Origin of the sequence: Pseudomonas sp. Irchel 3A7 (assembly GCF_900187565.1) — a bacterium.
Lineage (GTDB): Bacteria > Pseudomonadota > Gammaproteobacteria > Pseudomonadales > Pseudomonadaceae > Aquipseudomonas.
The window spans coordinates 393,313-417,061 of the sequence record NZ_FYED01000005.1 but is presented as its reverse complement, the minus strand read 5'-3'; the positions used below and the strand labels follow the sequence as shown (position 1 = coordinate 417,061).

The following is a 23,749-nucleotide window of genomic DNA, read 5'->3' as shown; positions in this document are numbered from 1 at the left end:
CCGCCATGGACATCCTTTACCAGATTCGCGCCCGCCAGGATTCTTTCAGCGCCGGTGAAGGACGCATCGCCCGCCTGATGCTCGACGACGTAGGGTTTGCCGCGTCCGCCAGCCTCGATGAGCTGGCGCAGCGGGCGGAAGTGAGTACGGCGACGCTGTCGCGTTTCGCCCGCACGGTCGGCTGCCGCGACTTGCGTGACCTGCGCCTGCAACTGGCCCAGGCCAGCGGTGTCGGCAGCCGCTTTCTCGACCCGGCGGGCACGCCTGAGCAATCAGCGTTCTACGGGCAGATCGTGGGTGATATCGAGTCGACCCTGCGCCAGCATCTGGCGGCCTTCGACGAGTCGCGCTTCAGCGATGCAGTAAAACTGCTGGGCAAGGCGCGGATGATCCACGCCTTTGGCATGGGGGGCTGCTCGACCTTGTGCAGTGATGAGTTGCAGGTGCGCCTGGTGCGACTCGGCTACCCGATCGCGGTGTGCCACGACGCGGTGATGATGCGCATCACGGCCTCCAGTCTCAGCGCCGAACACGTGGTTATCGTCTGTTCGCTGACCGGCATCACTCCGGAGCTGATTGAAACGGTGGAGCTGGCCCGCAGCTACGGCGCACGGATTCTGGCCATTACCCGCAGCGACTCTCCGTTGGCGCAATTGGCCGACATCGTGCTGCCGCTGCAAAGCGCCGAAACCTCCTTCATCTACAAACCGACGGCGGCACGTTACGGCATGTTGCTCGCCATCGATGTGCTTGCCACCGAGCTGGCACTGGCCAATCCTCAAGACAATCAAGAGCGTCTGCGGCGGATCAAACTCGCCCTGGACGATTACCGCGGCGGCGACGATCACTTGCCGCTGGGAGACTGACATGATGTACGACACGCTGATCCGCAACGCCTTGATCATTGATGGCAGCAACAGCCCCGGTTATCCGGGTGACGTGGCGATTCTCAACGGTCGCATCGAGCGCATCGGCGACTTGCACGACGCCCGCGCCGCTGAAGAAATCGACGCGCAGGGTCACGTGCTGGCGCCGGGTTTCATCGACGTGCACACCCATGATGACACGGTGGTGATCCGCCAGCCGCAGATGCTGCCCAAGCTCAGTCAGGGCGTGACCACGGTGATCGTCGGCAACTGCGGGATCAGCGCCTCACCGGTGAGTTTGCGCGGCGATCCACCGGACCCGATGAACCTGCTCGGCACCTGCGCTGCCTTTGTTTACCCTAAATTCAGCGATTACCGCGCCGCGGTCGAAGCGGCGAATACCACACTGAACGTGGCCGCTCTGGTGGGCCATACCGCGTTGCGCAGCAACCACCTCGATGACCTGTTTCGCACGGCGACCCCCGATGAAACAGCGGCGATGCGCGAGCAACTGCGCGAGAGCCTGGAGGCTGGTGCGCTGGGCTTGTCCACCGGACTTGCCTATGCCAGCGCGTTCTCGGCATCCACCGACGAAGTCATGCAACTGACCGAAGAGCTGACGGCCTTCGGCGCGGTCTACACCACCCATTTGCGCAGCGAATTCGAACCGGTGCTGGAGGCCATGGACGAGGCGTTCCAGATCGGTCGCCATGCGAAATCCCCGGTGATCATTTCCCACCTCAAATGTGCCGGCGCCGGTAACTGGGGACGCAGTCCGCAACTGCTGGCATCCTTGGAACAGGCGGCGAAAACCCATCCGGTGGGCTGCGACTGCTATCCGTATGCCGCGAGCTCGTCGACCCTGGACCTCAAGCAAGTCACCGATGCCCATCGCATCACCATCACCTGGTCCACGCCGCACCCGGAAATGGGCGGCCGCGACTTGATGGACATCGCCGCCGAGTGGAACCTGTCGTTGCTCGACGCGGCCCGCCAGCTGCAACCGGCCGGCGCGGTGTATTACGGGATGGACGAGGCCGATGTGCGACGAATCCTCGCGCATCCACTGTCGATGGTCGGTTCCGATGGCTTGCCGGAAGACCCGTTTCCACATCCACGGCTGTGGGGCGCCTTCCCACGAGTACTCGGACATTTCAGCCGAGACGTGGGCCTGTTTGCGCTGCACACCGCCGTGCACAAAATGACCGGGCTGTCGGCGTCGCGATTCGGTTTGAAGGAACGCGGCGAGATTCGTGAAGGGCATTGGGCGGATCTGGTGTTGTTCAACCCGGCGACCATTCGCGATGTTGCGGACTTCAATGATCCGCAACGGGCGGCCGAAGGCATCGAAGGGGTGTGGGTCAATGGTGTGCTGAGCTACCGCGACGGTCAGGCGAACGGGCGCAGGGAAGGGCGGTTTCTGGCGCGGGAGGGGGATTTGCGTGACGGGTTTCAATGACGTTTTGGGTTGTGCGTCACAGTGATGGCATATTGAGATTAAAGAATGCTGCCAGCAAGCCGAATTGCTGACGTACAGCCCGGCTACACTGTGGGCTATTTCTGTCTGGGAGCAACTCGATGAGCTTCGGCAAAACCACCCCGATCCTGCGGATCTTCGATGAAATCAAGGCTGTTGAATTCTACGTCGACTTCCTTGGATTCAAGATCGACTGGCAGCACCGTTTCGAAGCCAACTTCCCGTTGTACCTGCAAGTGTCTCGGGGCGAGTGCGTGTTGCACCTGTCCGAACACCACGGCGATGCGACACCGGGCTCGGCCTTGCGCATCGAGACCGATGAACTGGAAGCCTTCCAACAGCAACTGCTGGCCAAGGACTATCCATTCTCCCGCCCGCATATCCAGGCGATGCCATGGGGCAGCCAGGACATGACCATCAGCGATCCGTTTGGTAACCGGTTGGTGTTTACCAATGCGATCAGTGTCTGAATTTCTTTGGTGACAGATACATCGCCATCGCGGGCAAGCCCGCTCCCACAGGATGTTCACTGAACCTGTGGGAGCGGGCTTGCCCGCGATTGGATTGGTGATATACCGCTGGCTGAATGTCAGACCCGGAAGTGGCTGACCATCATCTGCAACTGATTCCCCAACCGCGCCAGTTCAACACTGGACTTGGCCGTCTCGTCGCTGGCCGCGGCGGTCTGTTCCGACACGTCGCGCACGTTGATGATGCTGCGGCTGATCTCTTCGGCCACCGCGCTTTGCTGCTCGGCGGCAGCGGCGATTTGCTGGTTCATCGACTGGATGTTGGACACCGTGCGGGTGATGCTTTCCAGTGACTCGCCGGCTTTGCGGGTCAGGGCCACGCTGCTGTCGGTGAGTACGCGGCTGTTGTTCATCACCGCCGACACTTGTTGCGTGCCGTTTTGCAGGCCGGCGACCAGGCCTTCGATTTCTTCGGTGGATTTCTGCGTGCGCTGGGCCAGGCCGCGCACCTCATCGGCCACCACGGCAAAACCACGACCGGCCTCACCGGCACGGGCCGCTTCGATGGCGGCGTTCAGTGCCAGCAGGTTGGTCTGTTCGGCCACGGCCTTGATCACGTCCATGACGCTGCCGATCTTGTCGCTTTCCTGTTGCAGCACGCTCATGGCTTCGGTGGAGCGCACCACCTCGCTGGCCAGGCGCTCAATCTGCGCGATGGCTTCGTTGACCACTTTGTCGCCTTCACGGGCCTCGCCGTCGGCAGCAGCGGCGGCTTGTGAGGCCTGTTCGGCATTGCGAGCAACTTCCTGAACGGTCGCCGTCATTTCGTGCATGGCCGTGGCGACCTGATCGGTCTCGACCTTCTGGCTGTTCACGCCGGCGCTGGTTTGCTCGGTCACCGCCGACAGTTCTTCGGCGGCGCTGGCGATCTGGGTCACACCGTCACGGATACCGCTGATCAAGTCACGCAGGGTCACGCCCATGCGCGCGATGCCTTGCTGCAACACGCCGAGTTCATCGCGGCGGGTGACTTTGACGTCCTGGGACAGGTCGCCGCTGGCGATGCGATTGACCACGGCCAGTGTATCGCGCAGAGGGCCAGTGATCTGGCGGGTGATGAGCACGGCGGCAATGATGCCCACCAACAATGCCAGCAGCGTGCTGACCAGTTGCAGGGTGCGGGCCTTGGCGCTTTCGGCATCGCGGCGGTCGAGCTGGATCTGATACAGCTGCTCGCTCAGGGAGACGATGGCGGCGCCCTGGTCGGTCATTTCCTTGCGCGACTGCACCACATCGTTGCTCGCGGCTTTATAAGCCTGCAGGGCGCTGCGGTAGTTGCCCAGTGCGGTTTCCAACTGCGGCAGGGCATCCGGTTGCACGTCGGCGAAATGCACGTTGAGCTGCTTCACGCTGGCGATGGCGGTGTCCAGTTGGGCTACGGCCTTCTGTTCGGTTTCGGCGTTGGTGGTGGCGGTGTAGCCGCGCACTTCGTAGCGAGCCAGCAGGAAGGCTTCCTTGGCGGCGGTGATGGCCTGGAACTGTTCGAAGCGTTGATCGCTCGGCGGCAGTTGTTGCACGCGGCTGTTCAAGGCGTTGATCAGCGTGTTGGCGGTTTCCGCGTTGGCGGTCATGACGTCCCGTGCACTGTTGCCGGCGCGATAGGCCCCCCGCATTTTGTTCAGCGACGTCTTGTAGGCGTCGATGACGGCACCTTGCTCCTTGAGCAGCTTGAGGTTTTCCGGGCTCTTGAATTTCACCAGCAGGGCCTGCTGCTGAGCGGAAAAGGCTTCAAGGCTGGTCTGCACATTCTGAGCGGTGGTTTCATCGCCGTTGGTCAGCATGTATTGCAGGCGCACCACGCGCAGCTTGGTCAGGCCGGCGTTGAGCTGGGTGATGTCGCTCATCCAGTTGCTGCGGTCAATCAAACTGCCGAGGCTGGTCCAGCCGGTCAGGGCGAGGACGCAGGTCAGGGCCAGGACCAGGCCAAACCCCAGGCCCAGTTTCAGGTTCACGCTGATATTGCCGAACCAGCTATTCATCAAAATTCCTCCAGGAACGTGGTGCTTCTCGATCATCGGTTGGCTGGAAGATTGTTGTTTTTAGGTGCCAGCAGGGTGTGTAGAAGGTTTGTATCGGCCGCAACCGCGAGAGCTGAAAGGATTTTGTCTGGCAGATTCTGTAACAAGGTTTTTGCGTCTTTTACGTAGCCTTTAAGCTTTTTTTCACAAGCGTTTCACTGCCTGCCCACGCCCGAGCCTCTACCCTCGACGCATCAAATGGGGTTGGCGATGTCCGTGCTGCAGATGGCTGAAGAGTCGGTGATGGTGGATGAGACCCAGCCCGGTGTTTTGAATCGTTTTGCCTGATAGACAGCATTCGCGAGCAGGCTCGCTCCCACAGAAGAGCGCAATCCCTTGTGGGAGCGAGCCTGCTCGCGAAGAACGATAACGCGGTGATCAGACTTGCTCTTGCGGATCAACGTTATCCAGCGCACGGTTAACCGCCAGCTCTGCCAGCATGATGATCTGTGCAATGACCAGCGCCGTATTGCGCTGTGGGCCGTTCAGGTAGGTAGCGAAGTCGTTGAGCATGACGTTGGCTGAGGCTAATGACTCGCAGGCGTGGGCGAGGAGGTTTTCGGTTTTTATGTCGGGGAGGACGGTGAAAAATGTGGTTGGGCGGTAGGGTCTTTCGATTTCGAAGGGGGGATCGGGGATTAACTTATCCAAGGCAATGCTCCTATGCGGTGGAAGCCATCTCTTGCCGTTTCTCACACGGCAAAAGGTGGCAGCTATGTGCGAGGTGAGAAAACCGGTCATAGGCACCCGGCCAGACATAAAGTCTGCCCGCACACAGCCGCCATAACGCATTTACGGACAGCGGAAAAGCTGGCGGCAATTATGCGGATACTGGCATTGGATGACTATGAGTTGCCGGGATCTCACACCCGGTCACTGAATTTTTCAGCGACCACCAGAGACTATTTCCCCGACTTCCGACGGACAACCTGAAACACCTGTGGGATCTTTCCTCTCATTTTAATCGCCTTTAGGACGCGCTAACCCAGTTGCCGCGACCATTGCCGGTCCGGATCCTCCCAGACCCTGCTGACCAGTGCTGTCAGCACATGATCCTGCCAGCGCCCGGCAATGTTCAGATAGTCCCTGGCATACCCTTCACGCTCGAATCCCAGCCGTTCCAGCAACCGCGCACTGCGTTCATTGCCGGGAATGTAGTTGGCCATGATCCGGTGCAGGTTCATGGTTTCGAACATATAGCCGATGCCCGCTTCGAGTGCTTCGCGCATCAACCCCTGACCCTGTCGGGACTCGCAAATGTGGTAACCCAGATAGCACGCCTGAAACGCCCCGCGAACGATGCCGCTGAAATTGCACGCACCGATCATTTGCCCGTTGTCGCGATCCAGCACGGCGAAATGCACTGCATACCCTTCATCGAAGGCCATGGCCTGTTGCGCCAGGCGCGAACGGATTCTTTCCGGGCTGTAGTAATTGTCCGCTCTAACGGGTGACCAGGGGGCGAGGTGCGCGTGGTTACGTCGATAGAAATCGCTTTCCAGCGCCGCCTGGCTGGGGTTCAGGATCGCCAGTGTCACGCGTTTGCAGGGCAGGGAGAGGATCGTCATCTGGCGCTCCAGTGGGGGAATGACGACCAATCTACAGGCAAAAAAAAGCCCGCGGGAGGGCGGGCAAACCGTAGTTTCTTGAATGAGCGAGGGAAATGTACAGGGTGTGGCATTAAGGCGGGGTGAAGAAAAGTTCATGTGCTGGTCAATGGGGGGAATCCATTGCGAGGTACACGCGCGAATCGAAACTCAGCCAGCGCCAGAAGTTGTACTTGCAATGGGTCATCACACTTCGCGTTTTTTCTGTAGGACTTTCCCTTCGCGTCTCCTACCTGGTTCCTACGCAGTTTGGCGGTTGAGGCTGGAGGTCATCACCACCTAAAGTCGCAGGCCTATCTCGGTCACTGCGGTAAGCATTCAATGATGGGCAACAAATGGGTAATGAGCTTGTTTAAACTGCTTTCGCTATCGCAGACGATAGTGTCCGTAAGTGGAGTGCTGGCGACTGCCTTCATCCTCGGCATTGGCATCGATTCGGACTTAGCTCCCCTTTGGGCGACGGTCTTGACCGTTGTATTGATCATCCTGAGTACTTGCATCCATGAAGGCGGCCACTATCTGGGGGCGAAGTGGAGTCACATGACTGTACTGGCAGTGCGTGTTGCCGCGGTAGAACTGCTCCCGCTACGGCGTGGTTGGCGTATGCGATGGTCGCCTCAGCCGAAACGATCAAAATTGGGTGGCTATATCATGGCCGCGGCTGACCCTTGCCTGCCTATGAGTCGGCAATTCATCGTCATGATTGTAATGGGGCCGCTGGCAAACCTGGTCGTCGGGTGCCTTTGCATCGGTGTTGGCTTTTCGTCACAGGAAACGATGCGTATGTTCATGTTGGCGCTCGGTGTCAGCAACATTGCAATGGGGGTTTCCAATCTGATTCCTACTTACTTGGGTGGCAGCAGTGACGGTGCTGGACTGATCGCATGGTGTCTGGTCAAGGAGGAGCAGATTCCGATGCTTGCGAATGCGCGGTTGTTGGCACTTTCTGTTGCCGGGACACCCAGTGAAGAGTTACCAGATGACGACATCGCGTTGCTCACGTCTGAGCCGATGCCTGCACCATTGCTTGCTATCTGGTACCGCTTGAATGCTCTGCAAATTCAGGGAGATTGGCATGCTGCCACACAGCAGCGCCATGATTTGCAAACCCTGCTGGAGGCGTCGTCGCACAATCTGGGGTCACTGGCACTGTTGATCTCGATCTTGCAAATTGAGTTGGGTTTCTCCAAGGCCATGCTTTTAAGGCGCACGGGAGAGCTGCGAGACGATTTGTTGAGTGATGAAGTCGACTGGTGTTGTCCTTCACTTCGGCCCCGCTGTCTCGCATTTCGGGAATTCGTTGCAGGGAATGCTGTGGCGGCCGAAAAACACCTTGAACGGTCATTGAGTCAGGCGCGCAATTCTCCGAATCTTTCCTTGAGCAAAAGTGAGACTAGATTGGCGTCCCATATTCGAGAGCTCGGTAAGGGCGAGCTTGATCGCTGATGAGTAGGACGGTAATACAGTTCGCTTTTCGATTGACTCAACAGTAAGTTACATTAATTGAAACCTTCTGTTGAGTGTTTGGTCATGCATAGGTCCTCAAAGTCTAATCAACCGATGGGAAGACTCCTCCGGAAACTGACTCATTTGGCCAGCGACGAACGCTATCTGTTTACACCAGACGATCTCAGGGCATTGGTGCCAGATCTGTCCGAGGGGGCCTATAAAACCTTATTGAGCCGAATAGCTTCCGAAGGATATCTGACGCGAGTGTGTCGAGGTCTTTATCTGTTTGAAGGGATGCAAGCCTCCAGCGGATTGGTGCTCTTTCATGCCGCCGCCAGATTACGTGCGATGCAGTTCAACTACATCAGTCTTGAAACGGCATTGAGTGATTGCGGCGTTATTTCGCAGATCCCTATCAACTGGATCACGCTGATGTCATCCGGACGTAGCAACACCATCTCATGCGGTCGCTGGGGCACGATCGAATTCATACACACTCGCCAGAAAGCCCAGGATTTGGTCGGACAGCTCCACTATGACGCACGTTGTCGACTGTGGCGTGCAGCACCACAACAGGCATTGCGAGACATGAGGATCGCAAAACGAAACATGGATTTGATCGATTGGAGCGTTGTCGATGAGCTTGTTTGATGAGCTGGTGAATGAGGCGCTGAAAAACAGGCAAGATCTGGCGCCATTGCGAGTCGTTGTGGAAAAGGAGCTATTGCACCATGACATCATGCTGGCGCTGAGTTCGGCTGGCATGCTCGCCCGGCTGACCTTTATTGGCGGTACCTGCTTGCGTGCCTGCTATGGTTCCAACCGTTTGAGTGAGGACCTGGATTTTACCGGTGGCGCGGATTTCAATCGCGACAACCTGACTGAACTTGCCCATGTGTTGGTCAGCACACTGAAAATCAAATACGGGCTTGAGGTCGAGGTCAGCGAACCTGTTCGTGAAACAGGAAATGTCGACACTTGGAAGCTGAAGGTGCAAACCCGGCCAGGTCGTAGAGATCTTCCACCTCAGCGTATCAATATCGATGTGTGTGCAATTCCAAGCTACCAGCCTCAGCCAATGCTTCTACTCAACCCTTATGGGGTAGAAATGGGTACAAGCGGCCTGATCCTCCAGGCTGAAACCCGAGAGGAAATCTACGTGGACAAAATCGTGGCTTTTGCGTTGCGCCCTAACAGAATCAAGAATCGTGATCTCTGGGATATGGTTTGGTTGCGTCAACAAGGGACCACGCCGAAACTTGAACTGATTACAAAAAAACTGGGTGATCACCACAGCGACCAGAGTGAGTTCTTGAGCCTGTTCAAGGAGCGTTCCATGTTGCTGGACGCTGATCCGAAAATCGTTGTCGACTTTCGAAAGGAAATGAGCCGATTCCTCCCGCGTGAGTTAGTGACACAGACCGTAAATGATCCGGATTTCTGGACGTTTTTAGTGGCTCATATACGAGAGTTGTTCGTGCTTACCGAGAACTCATTGAAAGGCGTTCAGCGTGTGCCAGGTGCAGATTTCAAGATGTAACGTGAAAAGATAGGGGAACTGCCCAACTCACGCTTCTACATTGAACACTGCCTCTGCACTTATCTTGAGTTATCCAACCGAATTCTGATCAAAGCCGGTTTGATGTCACCACCTCCCCAAAATGATGCTCCCAAAGCCGCACCCCCAATCCCCCCGACCGATCCAGTGACGACCCCACCGTCAAATCGGTGATCAGCGTCGGCTGCAACCCCGCATCGAACAGCGCAAACCCGGCCGCAAGGCAGCAGGTTTCGGTTTGCAGGCCGCACACCAGGACGCGATCCACGTTCAGGCTTTTCAGGTACTCGATCGTTTCAGGCGTTGGCGCGTAGCCGTGCTTGATGAAGATACGGTCGGCTTCAATCAGGCTGTCGTCATCCGCGGCGGGGTGCCAGCCGAGTTGTTTCTGGAACGGCGTTTTCACTTCGTCGTGGCGTTCGACGGTGGCGACGCTGGGCAGTGTGCCAACGAGCGAACGAATGCCGTCGATGAGCCATTGCGGCGGGGCGAAGCTGGGTTGTACGTCGATGATGAGTAAGGCTTGGCGCATGTGAAACTCCGGTTGGATCCGATTAATGCCGTCAAAAAAATGGCTTTATTTTGACGCGCTACGCCGTTCGGCGACGAAATAGACAACCTATTGACAGTGCTCGTCCGATCTCCCATTATCGGCCGCGTTTTGATGGCCTACCGCCATAAAACTGCCGGTTGTGACCGGGTGGTTTTACACTTTTTACATTCGTATACGATTAAACCAGCACCACCGTTAGCGGACATCCAACACTAGTATCCGCTTGAATCTTCAGGAAGAAATTTCATGTTCGTTGAGCGAGTACTGGTCACTGGCGGGGCGGGATTTATCGGGTCGCATCTTGTAGAAGCGTTGCTGGCCAAGGGATACAAGGTTCGCGTACTGGATAACCTGTCCACAGGCAAAGTCAGTAATTTGCCGATGGATAATGCCAATCTGAACCTGGTCATCGGTGATGTCGCCGACAGTGCCGCCGTTATGCAGGCGATGCGCGATTGCAGTGCCGTCATCCATTTGGCGGCCGTGGCCTCGGTGCAAGCGTCGGTGGATGATCCAGTGGGCACCCATCAAAGCAACTTCGTTGGCACTCTCAACGTCTGTGAAAGCATGTTGAAAGCCGGGATCAAGCGCGTGGTGTTCGCCTCCAGTGCTGCCATCTACGGCAACAATGGCGAAGGTTCGGCCATCGACGAAGACACGCCCAAGGCACCGCTGACACCGTATGCCAGCGACAAACTGGCCAGTGAGCATTATCTGGATTTCTACCGCCGCGAGCACGGCCTGGAACCAGTGGTCCTGCGCTTCTTCAATATCTTTGGTCCGCGCCAGGATCCGTCGTCGCCGTACTCCGGTGTGATCAGCATTTTCACCGAGCGGGCGCTGAACAAGCAGCCGGTGTCGATTTTCGGCGATGGCGAGCAGACCCGTGACTTCGTCTATGTCCAGGACCTGGTAAGCATTCTGCTGCAAGCCGTGACGGCGAAAGAGCCGCGTCCCGGTGCCGTGAACATCGGCCTCAGCCGCTCCACCAGTCTCAACGATTTGATCGCTGAACTGGGAAGTGCCACCGGCGACCCGTTGACGGTGAATTATCAGGCGCCACGTCAGGGCGACATACGCCACTCGCGCGCCGACAACGCCCGCCTGCTCGAGCGCTTCAATCTCCCCGAACCGACTTCCATCGGCAAGGGGCTGGCGCAACTCATCCGCAGTCTGTAACCCGGTCGGTTTATCGTTCCGGGTTCAGTGGCACTGGTTCAGTCAATTCAAGAGTGAGTTATGGAAATCGTTTTTCGCAGGACGCGTGTCCGCTCGGTCGCCAGGCGACTGTTAGCCGCTCTGGCATTGTGCGTGAGCGGGCCCGCCGTGCAGGCCGCCGCATTGGTGCCACCTTCCAGCGTGACCTTCTGGTATGCCGACGAGCCGCCCATTTCCGAGCTGGCCCAGTTCGACTGGTCAGTGGTCGAGCCGGGGCATTTGACGGCGGGCGATGTCAAAGCCCTGCGCAAGCTGGGCAGCCAGCCGTTCGCTTATCTGTCGGTTGGCGAGTTCAGCGGCAACAAGGCGGCCATCGACAAGGCGGGCCTGGGCAAAGCCGTCAGCCCGGTGCGCAACAGCGCCTGGGACAGCCAGGTCATGGACCTCGCCTCGCCAGCCTGGCGTGAGCATTTGCTCGGCCGCGCCAAGGCGTTCGAGGCTGAAGGTTACGCCGGGTTGTTCCTCGACACCCTAGATAGCTTCCAGCTGATGCCGGAAGGCGAGCGGGAAAAGCAACGCCTGGCCCTCGCCAGTTTCTTGCGCGAATTGCACAAGAGCCAGCCGAACCTGAAGCTGTTTTTCAACCGTGGTTTCGAAGTGCTGCCTGAACTCGATGGCGTGGCCGCCGCGGTTGCCGTGGAATCCATCCACGCCGGGTGGGATGCGTCCGCCAAGCGTTATCGTCCGGTGCCGGAAGCGGATCGCCAGTGGCTGGAAACCCAGCTGCAACCCCTGCGCGCCAAAGGTATCCCGCTGGTGGCAATCGATTACTTGCCGCCCGAGCGTCGCGACGAAGCGCGCAAGCTGGCCAAGCGTCTGCGCGAAGAAGGATTCATTCCGTACATCGGCACGCCCGATCTGGATTCGATGGGCATCAGCAACATCGAAGTCCAGCCGCGTCGAATCGCGCTGGTCTATGACCCGCGTGAAGGCGACCTGATCCGCAACGCCGGGCACACGCTGCTCGGTGGTCTGCTCGAATACCTTGGCTATCGCGTCGATTACCTGGCCGCTGACGATACGTTGCCGGAGCACCGCTTCAGTGGTTTGTACGCCGGCATCGTCACCTGGATGACCAGCGGCCCGCCGCAGGACGCGCCGGCGTTCAATCGCTGGCTGGGCAAGCGTCTGGACGAACAGGTGCCGCTGGTATTTTTCGCCGGCCTGCCGGTCGAAGACAAAGTGTTACTCAAGCGCCTGGGGCTCGATCGCGGAGCGCCGCCTGCCACGCAGCCGTTGACGATCACCTATCAGGACAAGGCGCTGCTCGGGGCGTTCGAAGCACCGGTGCAACCCCGATCCCGTGACCTGACCGCGGTTTCCGTTTTACCCGACGGCCCTAAACCTGCGCTGTTGTTGACTGGCGAAGGTGGCCAAACGTTTGCCCCGGTGGCTGTCGCCAGTTGGGGCGGCCTGGCCCTGGCGCCTTATATCCTCGAAACCAACAATGAACGCAGCCGCTGGATTCTCGATCCGTTCGCTTTCCTCCAGGCCAGCCTGCGCCTGCCGGTGCAACCGCGTCCGGACACCACCACCGAAAATGGTCGGCGCATTGCCACGGTGCACATCGATGGCGATGGTTTCCCGTCCCGCGCCGAAGTGCGCGGCACACCCTACGCGGGCAAACAGGTACTCGACGATTTCATTCGGCCCAACCCGTTCCTGACTTCGGTGTCGATCGTCGAGGGTGAGATTTCCCCGCGCGGGATGTTTCCGTTTCTGGCCCGCGAACTGGAACCCATTGCCCGCGAATTGTTCGCCAACCCGAAAGTCGAAGTCGCCACGCACACCTTCAGTCACCCGTTTTTCATGCAGCCGGAAGTGGCGCAAAAGCGTGAAGGTTTCAACCCGGAATATGGCCTGAAAATGGCCATTCCGAATTACGACAAACTGGATTTCCGTCGCGAGGTGTTTGGCTCGCGCGACTACATCAACCAGCAACTGACCACCCCGGAAAAACCGGTGAAGCTGATCTTCTGGCCGGGCGATGCCTTGCCGTCGTCGGCCACAATCAAGCTGGCCTACGACGCGGGCCTGAAAAACGTCAACGGCGCCGAAACCATGCTGACCAAGGCCAACCCGTCGCTGACCGGCCTGAACCCGTTGATGCGGCCTACCGCCGGCGGTTTGCAGTACTACGCGCCGATTATCAACGAGAACCTCTACACCAACCTGTGGAAAGGCCCGTACTACGGTTTTCGTGATGTGATCGAGACCTTCGAACTGACCGACAGCCCGCGCCGCTTGCGTGGCCTGCACCTCTATTACCACTTCTATTCGAGCACCAAGCAGGCCTCGATCAAGGCGATGAACGAGATCTACGGCTACATGCGTGAGCAGCAACCGATGTCGTTGTGGATGAGCGATTACCTCGATCGCTTGCACGGTCTGTATCAGGCCAGCCTGGCGAAGACAGCCGACGGCAACTGGCAGATTCGCGGCATGGATGCGTTGCGCACCGTGCGCCTGGACCCGCAAATGGGCTGGCCGGATCTGCTGCGTTCCCAAGGTATCGCCGGCGTGCGTGAATTGCCCCAGGGGCGCTATGTGCACTTGAGCAGTGACCAGGCGTTGCTGGTGTTGCGCACGGATCGTGACCCACGCCCAGCCCTGGAAGAAGCCAATTTGCCGTTGCTGGAGTGGCGCTATCTGGATGACAAACGCGTGAGCTTTTCCTTTGCCGGTCAGATCGACCTGAGCTTCTCGGTGCGCTCGGCGAGCGCTTGCCGGGTCGAAGTGGATGGGCAGCGTTTTGCCGGCAAGGCGTCCGGCGGTCTGTGGACTTTTCAATTACCTATCAAGCAGGTGAGTCATGGTCAGCTCCTCTGCAACTAACCCTTCAGTCACTAAAAGCACTCGCCTGCTCAATCCATGGGCATTGGCGGTGGTCGCGGTTGCCGTGGGAGGTCTGCTGTGGGCGACCTTCCAGCGTGAAGAAGTGTTCCAGCCGGATGGGCGCGAGCCGGATGCGGTTTCCGCCAACTACGCCGAGTTGCTGCTGACCGCCCACCCGGAAGACGATCACCTGCGCCTGCAACTCATCGATCTGTTGATCCGCCTGGGTGAATACCCCAAGGCACGCCAGCACCTGGAAAACTGGCCCGAGCCGAACCTGCAATTGCAGGCGTATTACCGTCTGGAGCTGGATGCGCTGGAAGCGGCCAAGGGCAGCGATCTGATTACGCAACAGGCCTTGGTCGAGCGTCTGAAAAGCTTCGATCATCGTATGTTGCCGCTGCCGCAACTGCAGAACCTGGCCAGGCTCGCGCTGACCTTGCAGGCGCCGGCCTTTGCCGCCAACGTCTATGAAGAAATCGCCGCCCGCGATCCGCAGCAGCGCAGCGATGCGCTCGAGTCCGCCGCCAAGTGGTACCTGGCGGGCGAGCAGCCGGCGCGCGCCGCGCAGATCTATCTGGAACTGAAAAAGGACACCGAACAGGCCGCCGAGCGCCGTGAATACGCGCAGCTGGCCTATAACAGCCTGTTGGCCTCCGGGCAGGGTGACCAGGCTGCGCAAGTGCTCGCCGATGAAATCGATCAATTGATCAATCCGCAAACCGACACGGCCTGGGTGCAGCAGGGCGTCGATGTGGCGATCGCGAGCAAGCGCTTCGATCTGGCGCAGCGCTTCCTGCAACAGTGGCGCGTCTTGCAGCCGGACGACCCGCAAATCCTGCAGAAGGATTTCAGCATGCGCCTGGCCCTGGGCGACTTGCCGGGTGCCTGGGAAAGCGGTCAGCAATTGCTGGCTGAATATCCCGAAGATCTGCCCTTGCTGGAGCAGATGGCGCAGCTGGGTGAATGGCGCGGTGAAACCGAAGCGGCGCTCGGTTACTGGATTCGTCTGCTGAAGTTGCATGAAACCGCGCAGACCCGCGAGCACGCCTGGCGGCTGGCCAGCCAGCAGTTCGACTTCGATCGCTCGATTCCATTGCTCGCCGAGATCATGGAGCAACGCGCACTGACCGATGTCGAGCTCGATGCATTGATCTACGGCCACGAATCCCGAGGCACGCCGGAACAGGCCGAAGCCTGGCTGCACACGTATTTGCGCAAGTACCCCCAGCATCGCCTGGCCTGGACGCGCCTGCTGCAAAACCTGGAAAACACCGGGCAGTACGCGGCGAAGGCCAAGGTCTACAAGGACTATTCGAAACGTTTTGCCCTGACCACTACCGAGCGGGTCGATTGGGTCGACACCTACCTCAAGTTGTTCGATAACCCGTCGGCATGGCAGGTGTTGCAGGTCGATAACCGCAAGATCGTCGATCCGAACTACTGGCGCTCCAGGGCTGCACTGGCCTGGGACCTGGAGCTGGACGATGAATTGCAGGTGTCACTGGAGAAAATGCTGGTGCTCAAGGGCTCGCTCAACAGCGGCGACGAGAGTCAGTTGATCACGCTTTATCGCACCAATAACCCGCAGCGCGCCCTGCAGTTGATGATCGGCAGCTGGCAACGCAGCCATGATCAACAACGTCTGGTCGAAGCCTTGCAGCAAGCCCAGGAATTGCAGGACTGGCCCCAGGTGCAAGCACTGCTCAAGGACGCCGAGCAGTACCCGGATGCCTACGGCCAGGCTCAAGTGCTGGCGGTGCGTGGTGCCCTGGCGGTGCAGGACGGCCGGATCGACGAAGCGCAGCGCCTGTATCAGGAAGGCCTGACGCGCTTCCACGATGACAACCTGTTCCGCGAACGCCTGATGTGGCTCTACGTCGATCAGGGCAACACCGCCGAGCTCAAGCCGTTGCTGACGAAATGGAAGGCCCGGGCGCGTGAAGACCGGATCCTCTGGCTGCCGTTTGCCAGTGCCAGCCAGATGCTCGGGCGCGACAGCGAGGCGCTGGCCTGGTATCGCATGTACCTCAAGACCAGTCCGAATGATTGGCTGGTGCAAGCGGCCTATGCCGATGCCCTGGACAGCGCCGGTTATCAGGATGCGGCCCAGCGCCTGCGCCTGAAGTTGTTGCGCAGCCCTGAAGGCGAAAACCTGCAACCGTCGTCCCAGCGCTACGGTATCTGGTTGCGTCTGATGGCCAGCAGCTACTCGCCGAAGAAAGCGCAGCAGGAAGTGTTGAAGTGGAAGGACGGCTCGCCAGCGATGCTGCAGCTGTGGTTCGAACGTTTGCTGGCGCGTCTGGACGCGACCAACCAGGAGTCGCAGAAAGACCAGTGGCTGGAGTGGGCTCGCGGTCAGGGCTTGAAAGTCGAGCGTTATGAGCAGATTCAACAGGCCTTGCGCAGTCGTAACAAGGCTCAGGTCGAAACGCTGCTGGCCAGTAGCGACCTGAACCCGGCCCAGCGTGCACAAGCCCTCAGTCGCTTGGGGCGCCTGAACGAAGCCCTGGATACCAGCCTGACCGCGCTCGGCGACGATCAGCCGGAAGCGGTGCGCGAGCAATTGCGCCGTCAGGCGGTGGAGATCCACGAGCGCACGCCGCAAGGGGCGCAGTTGTCGTGGCATGAGCAAGACTTCGGCGGCCTTGAGTTCAACGCGCCGCGCCTGGAGATTGCACACAACCTGGGCGATCAGTGGTACGCCGACCTCCAATTGGAGCAGGGCGACTACCACGGCGATGACATCGAGTCCTCGAAAATCGGCGAAGAGCGTAACGCGGCCCTGACCTTGCAACGCGCTGTCGAGAACGGCAGCTACAAACTGTTCGCCGACACCAGTCAGCGCAAGGACGACGATCGCAATGGCTTGGGACTGTCCAGGACCTGGCAGTTGGGCGTGAGCGATGAACTGGAAACCGGCGTCGACTGGCATCGCAAGAACGAAGACAGCGGCTTGATGCGCGCTTTCGGTCAGCAGGATCGTGTGTATCTGGGGGGGCGCCATAGCCTGACCGCCCGTGACCAGCTCAGTTGGGAAGTGGCTCAGCGGTCGTTTTCCACCCGTGCCGGTGACGACCTGGGCGATGGCCATGCGCTGAAAATGGAGTACAACCACACGCTGGAATTCGCCGGTCCCAACTGGACCGTGCGTAGCGGTGTGGATTACCAGAAGAACCGGGTCAAGGACAAGACGCTGGATTATCTGTCCAGCAACTTTGGTGGCCCGGTCATCAGGGCGGCGCCTGTGCAGACATTCGACCCTGATACCGGTTTGCCCGATCCGATCAATCCACTGGACATCGAAACGGTGACGGCCAGCGATTTGCTGCAAAGTCGCTACGGCCAACTGTATGTCGGCAGTTCCTGGCGCCGTGGCTTGCCCGGCGCGCTGGTGCGGACCAGGCCGCAATACACCTGGCTGGTGGACCTGACGGCAGGTTGGCAATGGACGGATTCAACCTTTAACTACGGCATCAATACCGGGATCGGCGTTGAAGTGCTGGGCGATGACGAACTGGCCTTCACCTTCGGCTACCAATCCGCGCCACAAGGCGGGGACGGCAAGGCCGGCGGAACACTGGGTGTGAGCTACGGCGTGCGTTTCGGACGCTGATCATGGAATTTCTACGGGAGAACAACGTATGCAAGCAATTCGTAATCTGAGCCTGGCGCTGGCGGTCCTGTTCGTCGCCGGTTGCGCCAGCTTCACCGACGATGCCAGCCCGACCCTGCCGCGCAATGCGCAGTGGGGCATCGTGCCGATGGTCAACTATTCGCAAACGCCGCAGGCCGGTGAGCGCAGCGAGCAAATCCTGCTCAGCGTGCTCAGCAGCCACGGCCTGCAACCACGGGTTTACCCAGCCAGCACCCGTGGTGAGCAAGCGTTGATGGACGACAACGAGCGTCTGGCCGGTGCCCTTGATTGGGCCCGTGAGCAGAAACTCGATTACGTGGTCGCCGGCAGCGTCGAAGAATGGCAGTACAAGAACGGTCTGGACGGCGAGCCAGCGGTGGGCATCAGCCTGCGCGTACTCGATGCCGACAGCGGTCGTGTGCTGTGGAGCAAAAGCGGTGCGCGTGCCGGTTGGTCCCGTGAAAGCCTGGCGGGCACTGCGCAAAAAGTGCTCGACACACTTGTTGGCGCCCTTCGGTTCGAGTGATTGCAATGAATTCTCCACACATGGATTACAGCCTGGCGCCTCGCGCCAGCGGCCCGGTGTCTTGGCTGGAAACGTTCCTGGTGACCGGCCTGGCCATTGGCCTGGGCCTGTGGCTGACCCCGGAAGACCCGATGCAGATGCACGGCGGTTTCCCCTGGCCGATTCTGGCGCCGCTGCTGTTGGGTGTGCGTTACGGATTTGTCCGCGGGCTGCTCAGCGCTGCGTTGTTGGTGATGGCAGTGTTCGCCCTGCGCTACAGCGGCCATGCCGGGTACGCCCAGCTTGAGCCGTCGTGGATTGTCGGCGTGCTGGTGTGCGGGATGTTGGTGGGCGAGGTTCGCGATCTGTGGGAACGACGCCTGGAGCGTCTGCAGATGGCCAACGATTATCGCCAGTATCGTCTCGATGAATTCACCCGCGCCCATCAGATCCTGCGGGTCTCCCACGACCTGCTGGAGCAGCGCGTGGCAGGCAGCGACCAAAGCTTGCGCAGTTCGTTGCTGGGCTTGCGTGAAAAACTGCGGGTGATGCCGGACGAAGGCGATGCGCTGGGTGCATTGGCCGACCCGATCGTAGCAGTGTTGGGGCAGTATGGCGCACTGCGGGTGGCCGGCCTTTACCGGGTCGACGATCGCGGTGAGCGGGTGTTGCCCACGCCGCTGGCCACCGTCGGTGTCATGGGCTCCCTGGACACCGAGGACGGTCTGGTCAAGCTCTGTCTGGAGCGCGGTGAGCTGGTGAGCGTGCGTCAGGAGCTGCTCGAAGCCGGCGCCGCGGCGCAATTTTCCTCGTTGCAGGCGTGCATTCCGTTGATCGATGCCGAGGGGCGTCTCCTGGCGATACTGGCGGTGCGACAGATGCCGTTCTTTGCCTTCCAGGATCGTACCTTGAGCCTGCTCGCGTTGCTGGCCGGGCACATTGCCGACCTGCTGTTGCGCGATACGCAAGTGCTGCAACTGGCCGATGCCGATGCCCAGCACTTTACGCTGCAACTCAAGCGTTCACTGGTGGACGTCGAGCAACACAAGTTGTCAGCCGGCCTGTTCGCCTTCGAAATGACCCGCGCCAATGAAGAACTGACGCGCTTGCTGGAACGCAGTCAGCGCGGTCTGGACCTGCACTTGCCGCTGCGCAACAACCGTGACCATCAGTTGTTGCTGGTGCTGTTGCCATTGACCAGCCCGCAAGGCACTGAAGGTTACCTGGCGAGGATCAACCTGTTGTTGCACGAACACTTTGGCATTGAAAGTGATATGGACAGCCTCGGCGTGCGGGTCATGCCTTTCAACCTGGAGCCTGGTGAACACAACGGGCTGCGTAATTTCCTGTTCAACGAGTGTGGTCTGAATGATCAGCAAGTGGCTGTTTAGCGGAGCCTTTTTGCTAGAGGCAGGCAGTTGGACCAGTCTATGGGTCGACGTGCCCGAGGCGCACCAATTGTGGGTGTTCACCTTCAGTCATGGCCTGGCCTGCGCGATGTTGTGCGGCGCGGTATGGCTGCTGTTGCCGGCGCGTTATCGCTCGCCGCTGCCGTGGAGCCCGCTGTTCATATTCAGCCTGGCGTTTTTTGTGCCGGCGCTCGGTGCGGTGGGGGTGGTCGCGGCGATCTTCCCGGCCCTGTACCTGCCACGCAAACGCGACAAGCAGGCCTGGCAAGCGGTCGGGATTCCGAGTCTGCCGTACCGGGCCCAACTGCAATCGCGCACGCCGATTTTTGCCGATGGCGGATTGCAGGACGTGCTGCGTCATGCCTCCGATCCAGATCAGCGCCTGGCGGCGTTGCTGGCTACCAAACGCATGCCCGGCAAGGAGGCGGTGCCGATCCTCAAGCTGGCACTGGGCGATCCGAGCGATGACGTGCGGCTGTTGGCGTACTCGATGCTCGACAAGCAGGAAAGCGACATCAACCTGCGCATCCAGATTGCCCTCGGCCAATTGCACGGTGCCACGGCCAAGGCCGCCGGTGTATTGCATGGCACGCTGGCGCGCTGGTATTGGGAGCTGGCGTATCTGGGCCTGGCCCAGGGCAGCGTGCTGGAACACGTGCTCAATCAGGCCAGCGAACATGCCGAGCAAGGCCTGGCCGCAGGCGAGGGCGGTGAACTGTTTCTGCTGGCGGGGCGTATCGCCCTGGAGCGCGGGGATATCGATCGCGCCGAAGTCCTGCTGACCAAGGCCCAGGAAAACGGCATGGGCGCGGCGCAGATTCTGCCGTTCCACGCCGAGCTGGCGTTCGAGGCCGGTCGTTATCACGAAATTCCCGGATTGCTCGCCAGCCTTCCGGAAAAAACCCGTCAGCGACCACCCTTCGCTGATCTGGTGAGGAGTTGGACATGAGTCGCAAGGAAGAGGCGCCAATGGCCGACATCTGCCTGCTGCTCGAAGGCACCTGGCCTTACGTGCGCGGCGGTGTGTCGAGCTGGATTCACCAGATGATCCTCGGCCTGCCGGAACTGACGTTCTCGGTCATGTTCATCGGCGGGCAGCGCTCGGCCTATGGGGAGCGTCGCTACCAGGTGCCGCCCAATGTGCTGCATATCGAAGAGGTCTTCCTCGAAGACGCGACCCATCCGACCGACATCCGGGGCACGCCACGGGAAGCCGACCTGCAGCAGTTGCAGGATTTGTATCGCTTCCTGCACCACCCGGACGCGCCGGAACCTGCGCTGGGCGAAAGCCTGCTCGACAACATCGTCCAGGGTCGTCTGACCCTCGACGACGTGCTGCGCAGCCGCGCCAGTTGGGAGGCGTTGAGCGAAGGTTATCGCCTGCATTGCGCCGACCCGTCGTTCATCAACTATTTCTGGACCCTGCGCTCGATGCAGTCGCCGTTGCTGATGCTCGCCGAGTCGTCGCGCCGCATGCCTCGGGCGCGGGTGCTGCATTCGATCTCCACCGGCTACGCCGGGCTGTTGGGCTGCATCCTCAAGCAACGCTGGAACTGCACCTATCTGCTCAGCGAGCACGGAATCTACACCAAGGAACGCAAGATCGACCTGGCCCAGGCCACCTGGATTGCCGAGAGTTCCGGACAGGCACTGAACCGCAGTCTCGACGCCGGCTCGGGTTACATCCGAACCTTGTGGGTGCGCTTCTTCGAACGCATCGGCCAGCTGACCTACAACAGCGCCGACAGCATCATCTCGCTGTATGACGGCAACCGTCAGCGGCAAATCAAGGACGGCGCAGATCCGGTGCGTACCCGGGTCATTCCCAACGGCATCGACCTGCCGCAATGGACTGCGGCACTCGAATCCCGCGCGCCCGGCATTGCGCCGGTGGTGGGGTTGATCGGGCGTGTGGTGCCGATCAAGGATGTGAAGACTTTCCTGCGGGCGATGCGCGGCGTGATCAGCACCATGCCCCAGGTTGAAGGCTGGATCGTCGGCCCGGAAGAGGAAGACCCCGAATACGTCAGCGAATGCCGCAGCCTGATGGCCAGCCTGGGGCTGGAGGGCAAGGTGCATTTCCTTGGCTTCCAGCGTATCCAGGAAATCCTGCCCAAACTGGGCCTGATGGTGCTGACTTCGATCAGCGAGGCACAGCCGCTGGTGATCCTCGAAGCCTGGGCCGCCGGTACGCCGGTGGTCAGCAGTGACGTGGGGTCGTGCCGCGAGTTGATCGAAGGCGGCAGCGCTGAAGATCGCGACCTCGGCCTGGCCGGCAAAGTCGTGGCGATCGCCGATCCACAAGCCACCAGCGTGGCGATCCTCGAACTGCTGCGCAGCCCGCAACGTTGGCAGGCCGCTCAGGCCAGCGGCTTGCTGCGGGTCACCCGTTACTACACCGAAGCCTTGATGCTGCAGCGTTATCGCGACTTGTATCAAGCCGCCATGGAGAACAGTTAAATGGCCGGGATTGGCTTCGAACTTCGCAAGATCCTGTCGCGCGATTCCTACACCGCGACCTTGCACGCTTATGTGTATGCCGGGCTGATCAGCTCCGGTCCCTGGGTGTTGTCGATCATCAGCGTAATGCTGGTGGGGATCATCAGCCTGGGCCTGGTGGTGCCGAACACCCTGGTCGGGCAGTTTCTGGTGACCGTGACGTATCTGATGGCCAGTTCGCTGATCCTCACAGGCGGCTTGCAACTGTTCTTCACCCGATTCGTTTCCGACCGTTTGTTCGAGCACAAATACGAACAGATCCTGCCCAACCTGCTGGGCGTGCTGTTGCTGGTCACCATCGGTGCCGGTGTGCTGGGAATCGTCGTGTTGACGACCTTGTTCGATCAGTCGTTGATCTACCGATTACTGGTGCTGTCGAATTTCGTGGTGCTGTGCAACCTGTGGATGGTGATCATCTTCCTCTCGGGGATGAAGGCCTATAACCGTATCCTGCTGGTGATGCTGGTGGGCTACACGCTGATGGTTGTCAGTGCGTATCTGCTGGCCTTCCTGGGCATCGCGGGCCTGCTGCTGGCGTTGTTGATCGGGCACAGCACGCTGCTGTTCCTGTTTCTCTATGACATTTTGCGCGAATACCGCGCCGAGAAACTGATCGCCTTCGACTTCCTCCAGCGCCGCCAGGTGTTCCTCAGCCTGCTGGCCACCGGGCTCTTCTATAACCTGGGTATCTGGATCGACAAGTTCCTGTTCTGGTTCAACCCGGGTACCTCGAACATCGTCATCGGTCCGCTGCGTGCGTCGATTCTGTATGACTTGCCGATTTTCCTCGCGTACCTGGCGATCATTCCCGGGATGGCGGTGTTCCTGGTGCGCATCGAAACCGATTTTGCCGAGTGGTATGACCGACTGTTCCGGGCCATCCGCGAAGGTGAAACCCTGCAGCACATCAGTTCGCTGAAAACCGAAATGACCCTGTCGATCCGTCAGGGCCTGCTGGAAATCTGCAAGGTGCAGGGGCTGACCGTGGTGCTGCTGTTTCTGTTCGCCCCGCGCTTGCTGGACTGGCTGGGGATCTCCAGTTACTACCTGCCGCTGTTCTACATCGACTTGATCGGGGTGAGCATCCAGGTGGTGTTCATGGCACTGCTCAACGTGTTTTTCTACCTCGACAAGCGTGCCGTGGTGCTGGAGCTGTGTGTGATTTTCGCGGTGTTGAACGCCGGGTTGACGTTGCTCAGCATGCACCTGGGGCCGAGCTTCTTCGGCTACGGCTTCACTCTTTCGCTGCTGGTTTGCGTACTGCTGGGATTGCATCGGTTGTCCACGGCACTGGAAGACCTCGAGTACGACACCTTCATGTTGTCACGCTAAACACCCACAAGGCGCTGGCGACCTTCGCCGGCGCCTTTACATGTCAGGTGTGATCTCATCCGATGACAGGTCATGTCAGCCCAATTTGCGCTGCTACGCTTGAACCGTCGGAGCTGGCGCCGAAGACGACGTGTTCCGGGCCTCCCGCTTATGTTGACCCCAGCCGATGCCTCCGACCGTGCCCGACCGCTTTGCGGCGCTGCACACACTAACGATGTGTTGACCCGCAAAGGGACCGAGCACGGCGCGTGAGTCT

General features: G+C 59.8%; 18 protein-coding genes and 1 pseudogene. 14 read left to right on the top strand and 5 right to left on the bottom strand.

All coding sequences use genetic code 11. The features are described 5' to 3' along the window. Positions 1-5 precede the first annotated feature (5 nt). The 3 genes from CKW21_RS11330 (at position 6) to CKW21_RS11320 (ending at position 2,813) form a co-directional block, all read left to right on the top strand. Positions 6-866, top strand: coding sequence for a MurR/RpiR family transcriptional regulator (locus CKW21_RS11330; protein WP_095194041.1), 861 nt, complete (start codon positions 6-8; stop codon positions 864-866). Between the two features lies 1 nt (position 867). Beyond that, positions 868-2,325 carry an amidohydrolase family protein gene (locus CKW21_RS11325; RefSeq protein WP_095194040.1) on the top strand — a complete coding sequence of 486 codons (1,458 nt, stop codon included), beginning with the start codon at positions 868-870 and terminating at the stop codon, positions 2,323-2,325. A 119-nt stretch (positions 2,326-2,444) separates the two neighbouring features. Further along, the gene (locus CKW21_RS11320) at positions 2,445-2,813 is read left to right on the top strand and encodes a glyoxalase superfamily protein (protein ID WP_095194039.1); all 369 of its coding nucleotides are present in this window, start codon (positions 2,445-2,447) and stop codon (positions 2,811-2,813) included. Positions 2,814-2,932: 119 nt separating this feature from the next. On the opposite strand, the gene CKW21_RS32295 is transcribed toward CKW21_RS11320, so the two are convergent. The 4 genes and pseudogenes from CKW21_RS32295 to rimJ all read right to left on the bottom strand — a co-directional run bounded on the left by CKW21_RS32295 (position 2,933) and on the right by rimJ (position 6,459). After that, entirely contained in the window at positions 2,933-3,637 is a 705-nt protein-coding gene (locus tag CKW21_RS32295; protein ID WP_371917517.1) for a methyl-accepting chemotaxis protein, read from the bottom strand. A gap of 201 nt (positions 3,638-3,838) precedes the next feature. Next, a pseudogene (locus tag CKW21_RS32290) lies at positions 3,839-4,717 on the bottom strand (methyl-accepting chemotaxis protein); the annotation flags it as partial. Positions 4,718-5,269: 552 nt separating this feature from the next. After that, positions 5,270-5,542: a DUF6124 family protein gene (locus tag CKW21_RS11310; protein ID WP_095194037.1), complete on the bottom strand. Its 273-nt coding sequence runs from the start codon at positions 5,540-5,542 to the stop codon at positions 5,270-5,272. Positions 5,543-5,871: 329 nt separating this feature from the next. After that, a complete protein-coding gene (rimJ, locus tag CKW21_RS11305) occupies positions 5,872-6,459 on the bottom strand; it encodes a ribosomal protein S5-alanine N-acetyltransferase (RefSeq protein ID WP_095194036.1) in 588 nt (195 codons plus the stop codon). Positions 6,460-6,819: 360 nt separating this feature from the next. On the opposite strand from rimJ, the gene CKW21_RS11300 reads away from it, so the two are divergent. The 3 genes from CKW21_RS11300 to CKW21_RS11290 all read left to right on the top strand — a co-directional run bounded on the left by CKW21_RS11300 (position 6,820) and on the right by CKW21_RS11290 (position 9,487). Beyond that, positions 6,820-7,944, top strand: coding sequence for a M50 family metallopeptidase (locus CKW21_RS11300; protein ID WP_095194035.1), 1,125 nt, complete (start codon positions 6,820-6,822; stop codon positions 7,942-7,944). 84 nt (positions 7,945-8,028) lie between these two features. After that, entirely contained in the window at positions 8,029-8,598 is a 570-nt protein-coding gene (gene abiEi, locus CKW21_RS11295) for a type IV toxin-antitoxin system AbiEi family antitoxin (RefSeq protein ID WP_095194034.1), read from the top strand. Beyond that, positions 8,585-9,487 (top strand): nucleotidyl transferase AbiEii/AbiGii toxin family protein, encoded by a 903-nt coding sequence (locus CKW21_RS11290; RefSeq protein WP_095194033.1) that lies wholly within the window; start codon positions 8,585-8,587, stop codon positions 9,485-9,487. The genes abiEi and CKW21_RS11290 overlap by 14 nt, the downstream gene beginning before the upstream one ends. A gap of 88 nt (positions 9,488-9,575) precedes the next feature. Here the strand turns inward: CKW21_RS11290 and CKW21_RS11285 are convergent, their stop codons facing one another. Beyond that, entirely contained in the window at positions 9,576-10,037 is a 462-nt protein-coding gene (locus CKW21_RS11285) for a cysteine hydrolase family protein (RefSeq protein WP_095194032.1), read from the bottom strand. Positions 10,038-10,304: 267 nt separating this feature from the next. On the opposite strand from CKW21_RS11285, the gene CKW21_RS11280 reads away from it, so the two are divergent. The 8 genes from CKW21_RS11280 to pelG are packed head-to-tail and all read left to right on the top strand — an operon-like array spanning position 10,305 to position 23,493. After that, positions 10,305-11,237 carry an NAD-dependent epimerase/dehydratase family protein gene (locus tag CKW21_RS11280; RefSeq protein WP_095194031.1) on the top strand — a complete coding sequence of 311 codons (933 nt, stop codon included), beginning with the start codon at positions 10,305-10,307 and terminating at the stop codon, positions 11,235-11,237. A gap of 60 nt (positions 11,238-11,297) precedes the next feature. After that, positions 11,298-14,111 (top strand): bifunctional glycoside hydrolase 114/ polysaccharide deacetylase family protein, encoded by a 2,814-nt coding sequence (locus tag CKW21_RS11275; RefSeq protein WP_095194030.1) that lies wholly within the window; start codon positions 11,298-11,300, stop codon positions 14,109-14,111. After that, positions 14,089-17,727, top strand: a complete 3,639-nt coding sequence (locus CKW21_RS11270; RefSeq protein ID WP_095194029.1) for a tetratricopeptide repeat protein — start codon at positions 14,089-14,091, stop codon at positions 17,725-17,727. Before CKW21_RS11275 ends, CKW21_RS11270 begins: the two co-directional genes overlap by 23 nt. Before the next feature lie 28 nt (positions 17,728-17,755). Continuing rightward, positions 17,756-18,274, top strand: a complete 519-nt coding sequence (locus CKW21_RS11265; RefSeq protein WP_095194028.1) for a penicillin-binding protein activator LpoB — start codon at positions 17,756-17,758, stop codon at positions 18,272-18,274. A gap of 5 nt (positions 18,275-18,279) precedes the next feature. Further along, positions 18,280-19,644 carry a PelD GGDEF domain-containing protein gene (locus CKW21_RS11260; protein ID WP_256590200.1) on the top strand — a complete coding sequence of 455 codons (1,365 nt, stop codon included), beginning with the start codon at positions 18,280-18,282 and terminating at the stop codon, positions 19,642-19,644. Then, entirely contained in the window at positions 19,622-20,611 is a 990-nt protein-coding gene (locus tag CKW21_RS11255) for a HEAT repeat domain-containing protein (protein WP_095194026.1), read from the top strand. Before CKW21_RS11260 ends, CKW21_RS11255 begins: the two co-directional genes overlap by 23 nt. Further along, on the top strand, positions 20,608-22,122 hold the full coding sequence (gene pelF / locus CKW21_RS11250) for a GT4 family glycosyltransferase PelF (protein ID WP_095194025.1): 1,515 nt from the start codon (positions 20,608-20,610) through the stop codon (positions 22,120-22,122). Before CKW21_RS11255 ends, pelF begins: the two co-directional genes overlap by 4 nt. Continuing rightward, positions 22,123-23,493 carry an exopolysaccharide Pel transporter PelG gene (gene pelG / locus CKW21_RS11245; RefSeq protein WP_095194024.1) on the top strand — a complete coding sequence of 457 codons (1,371 nt, stop codon included), beginning with the start codon at positions 22,123-22,125 and terminating at the stop codon, positions 23,491-23,493. Positions 23,494-23,749: the final 256 nt, after the last annotated feature.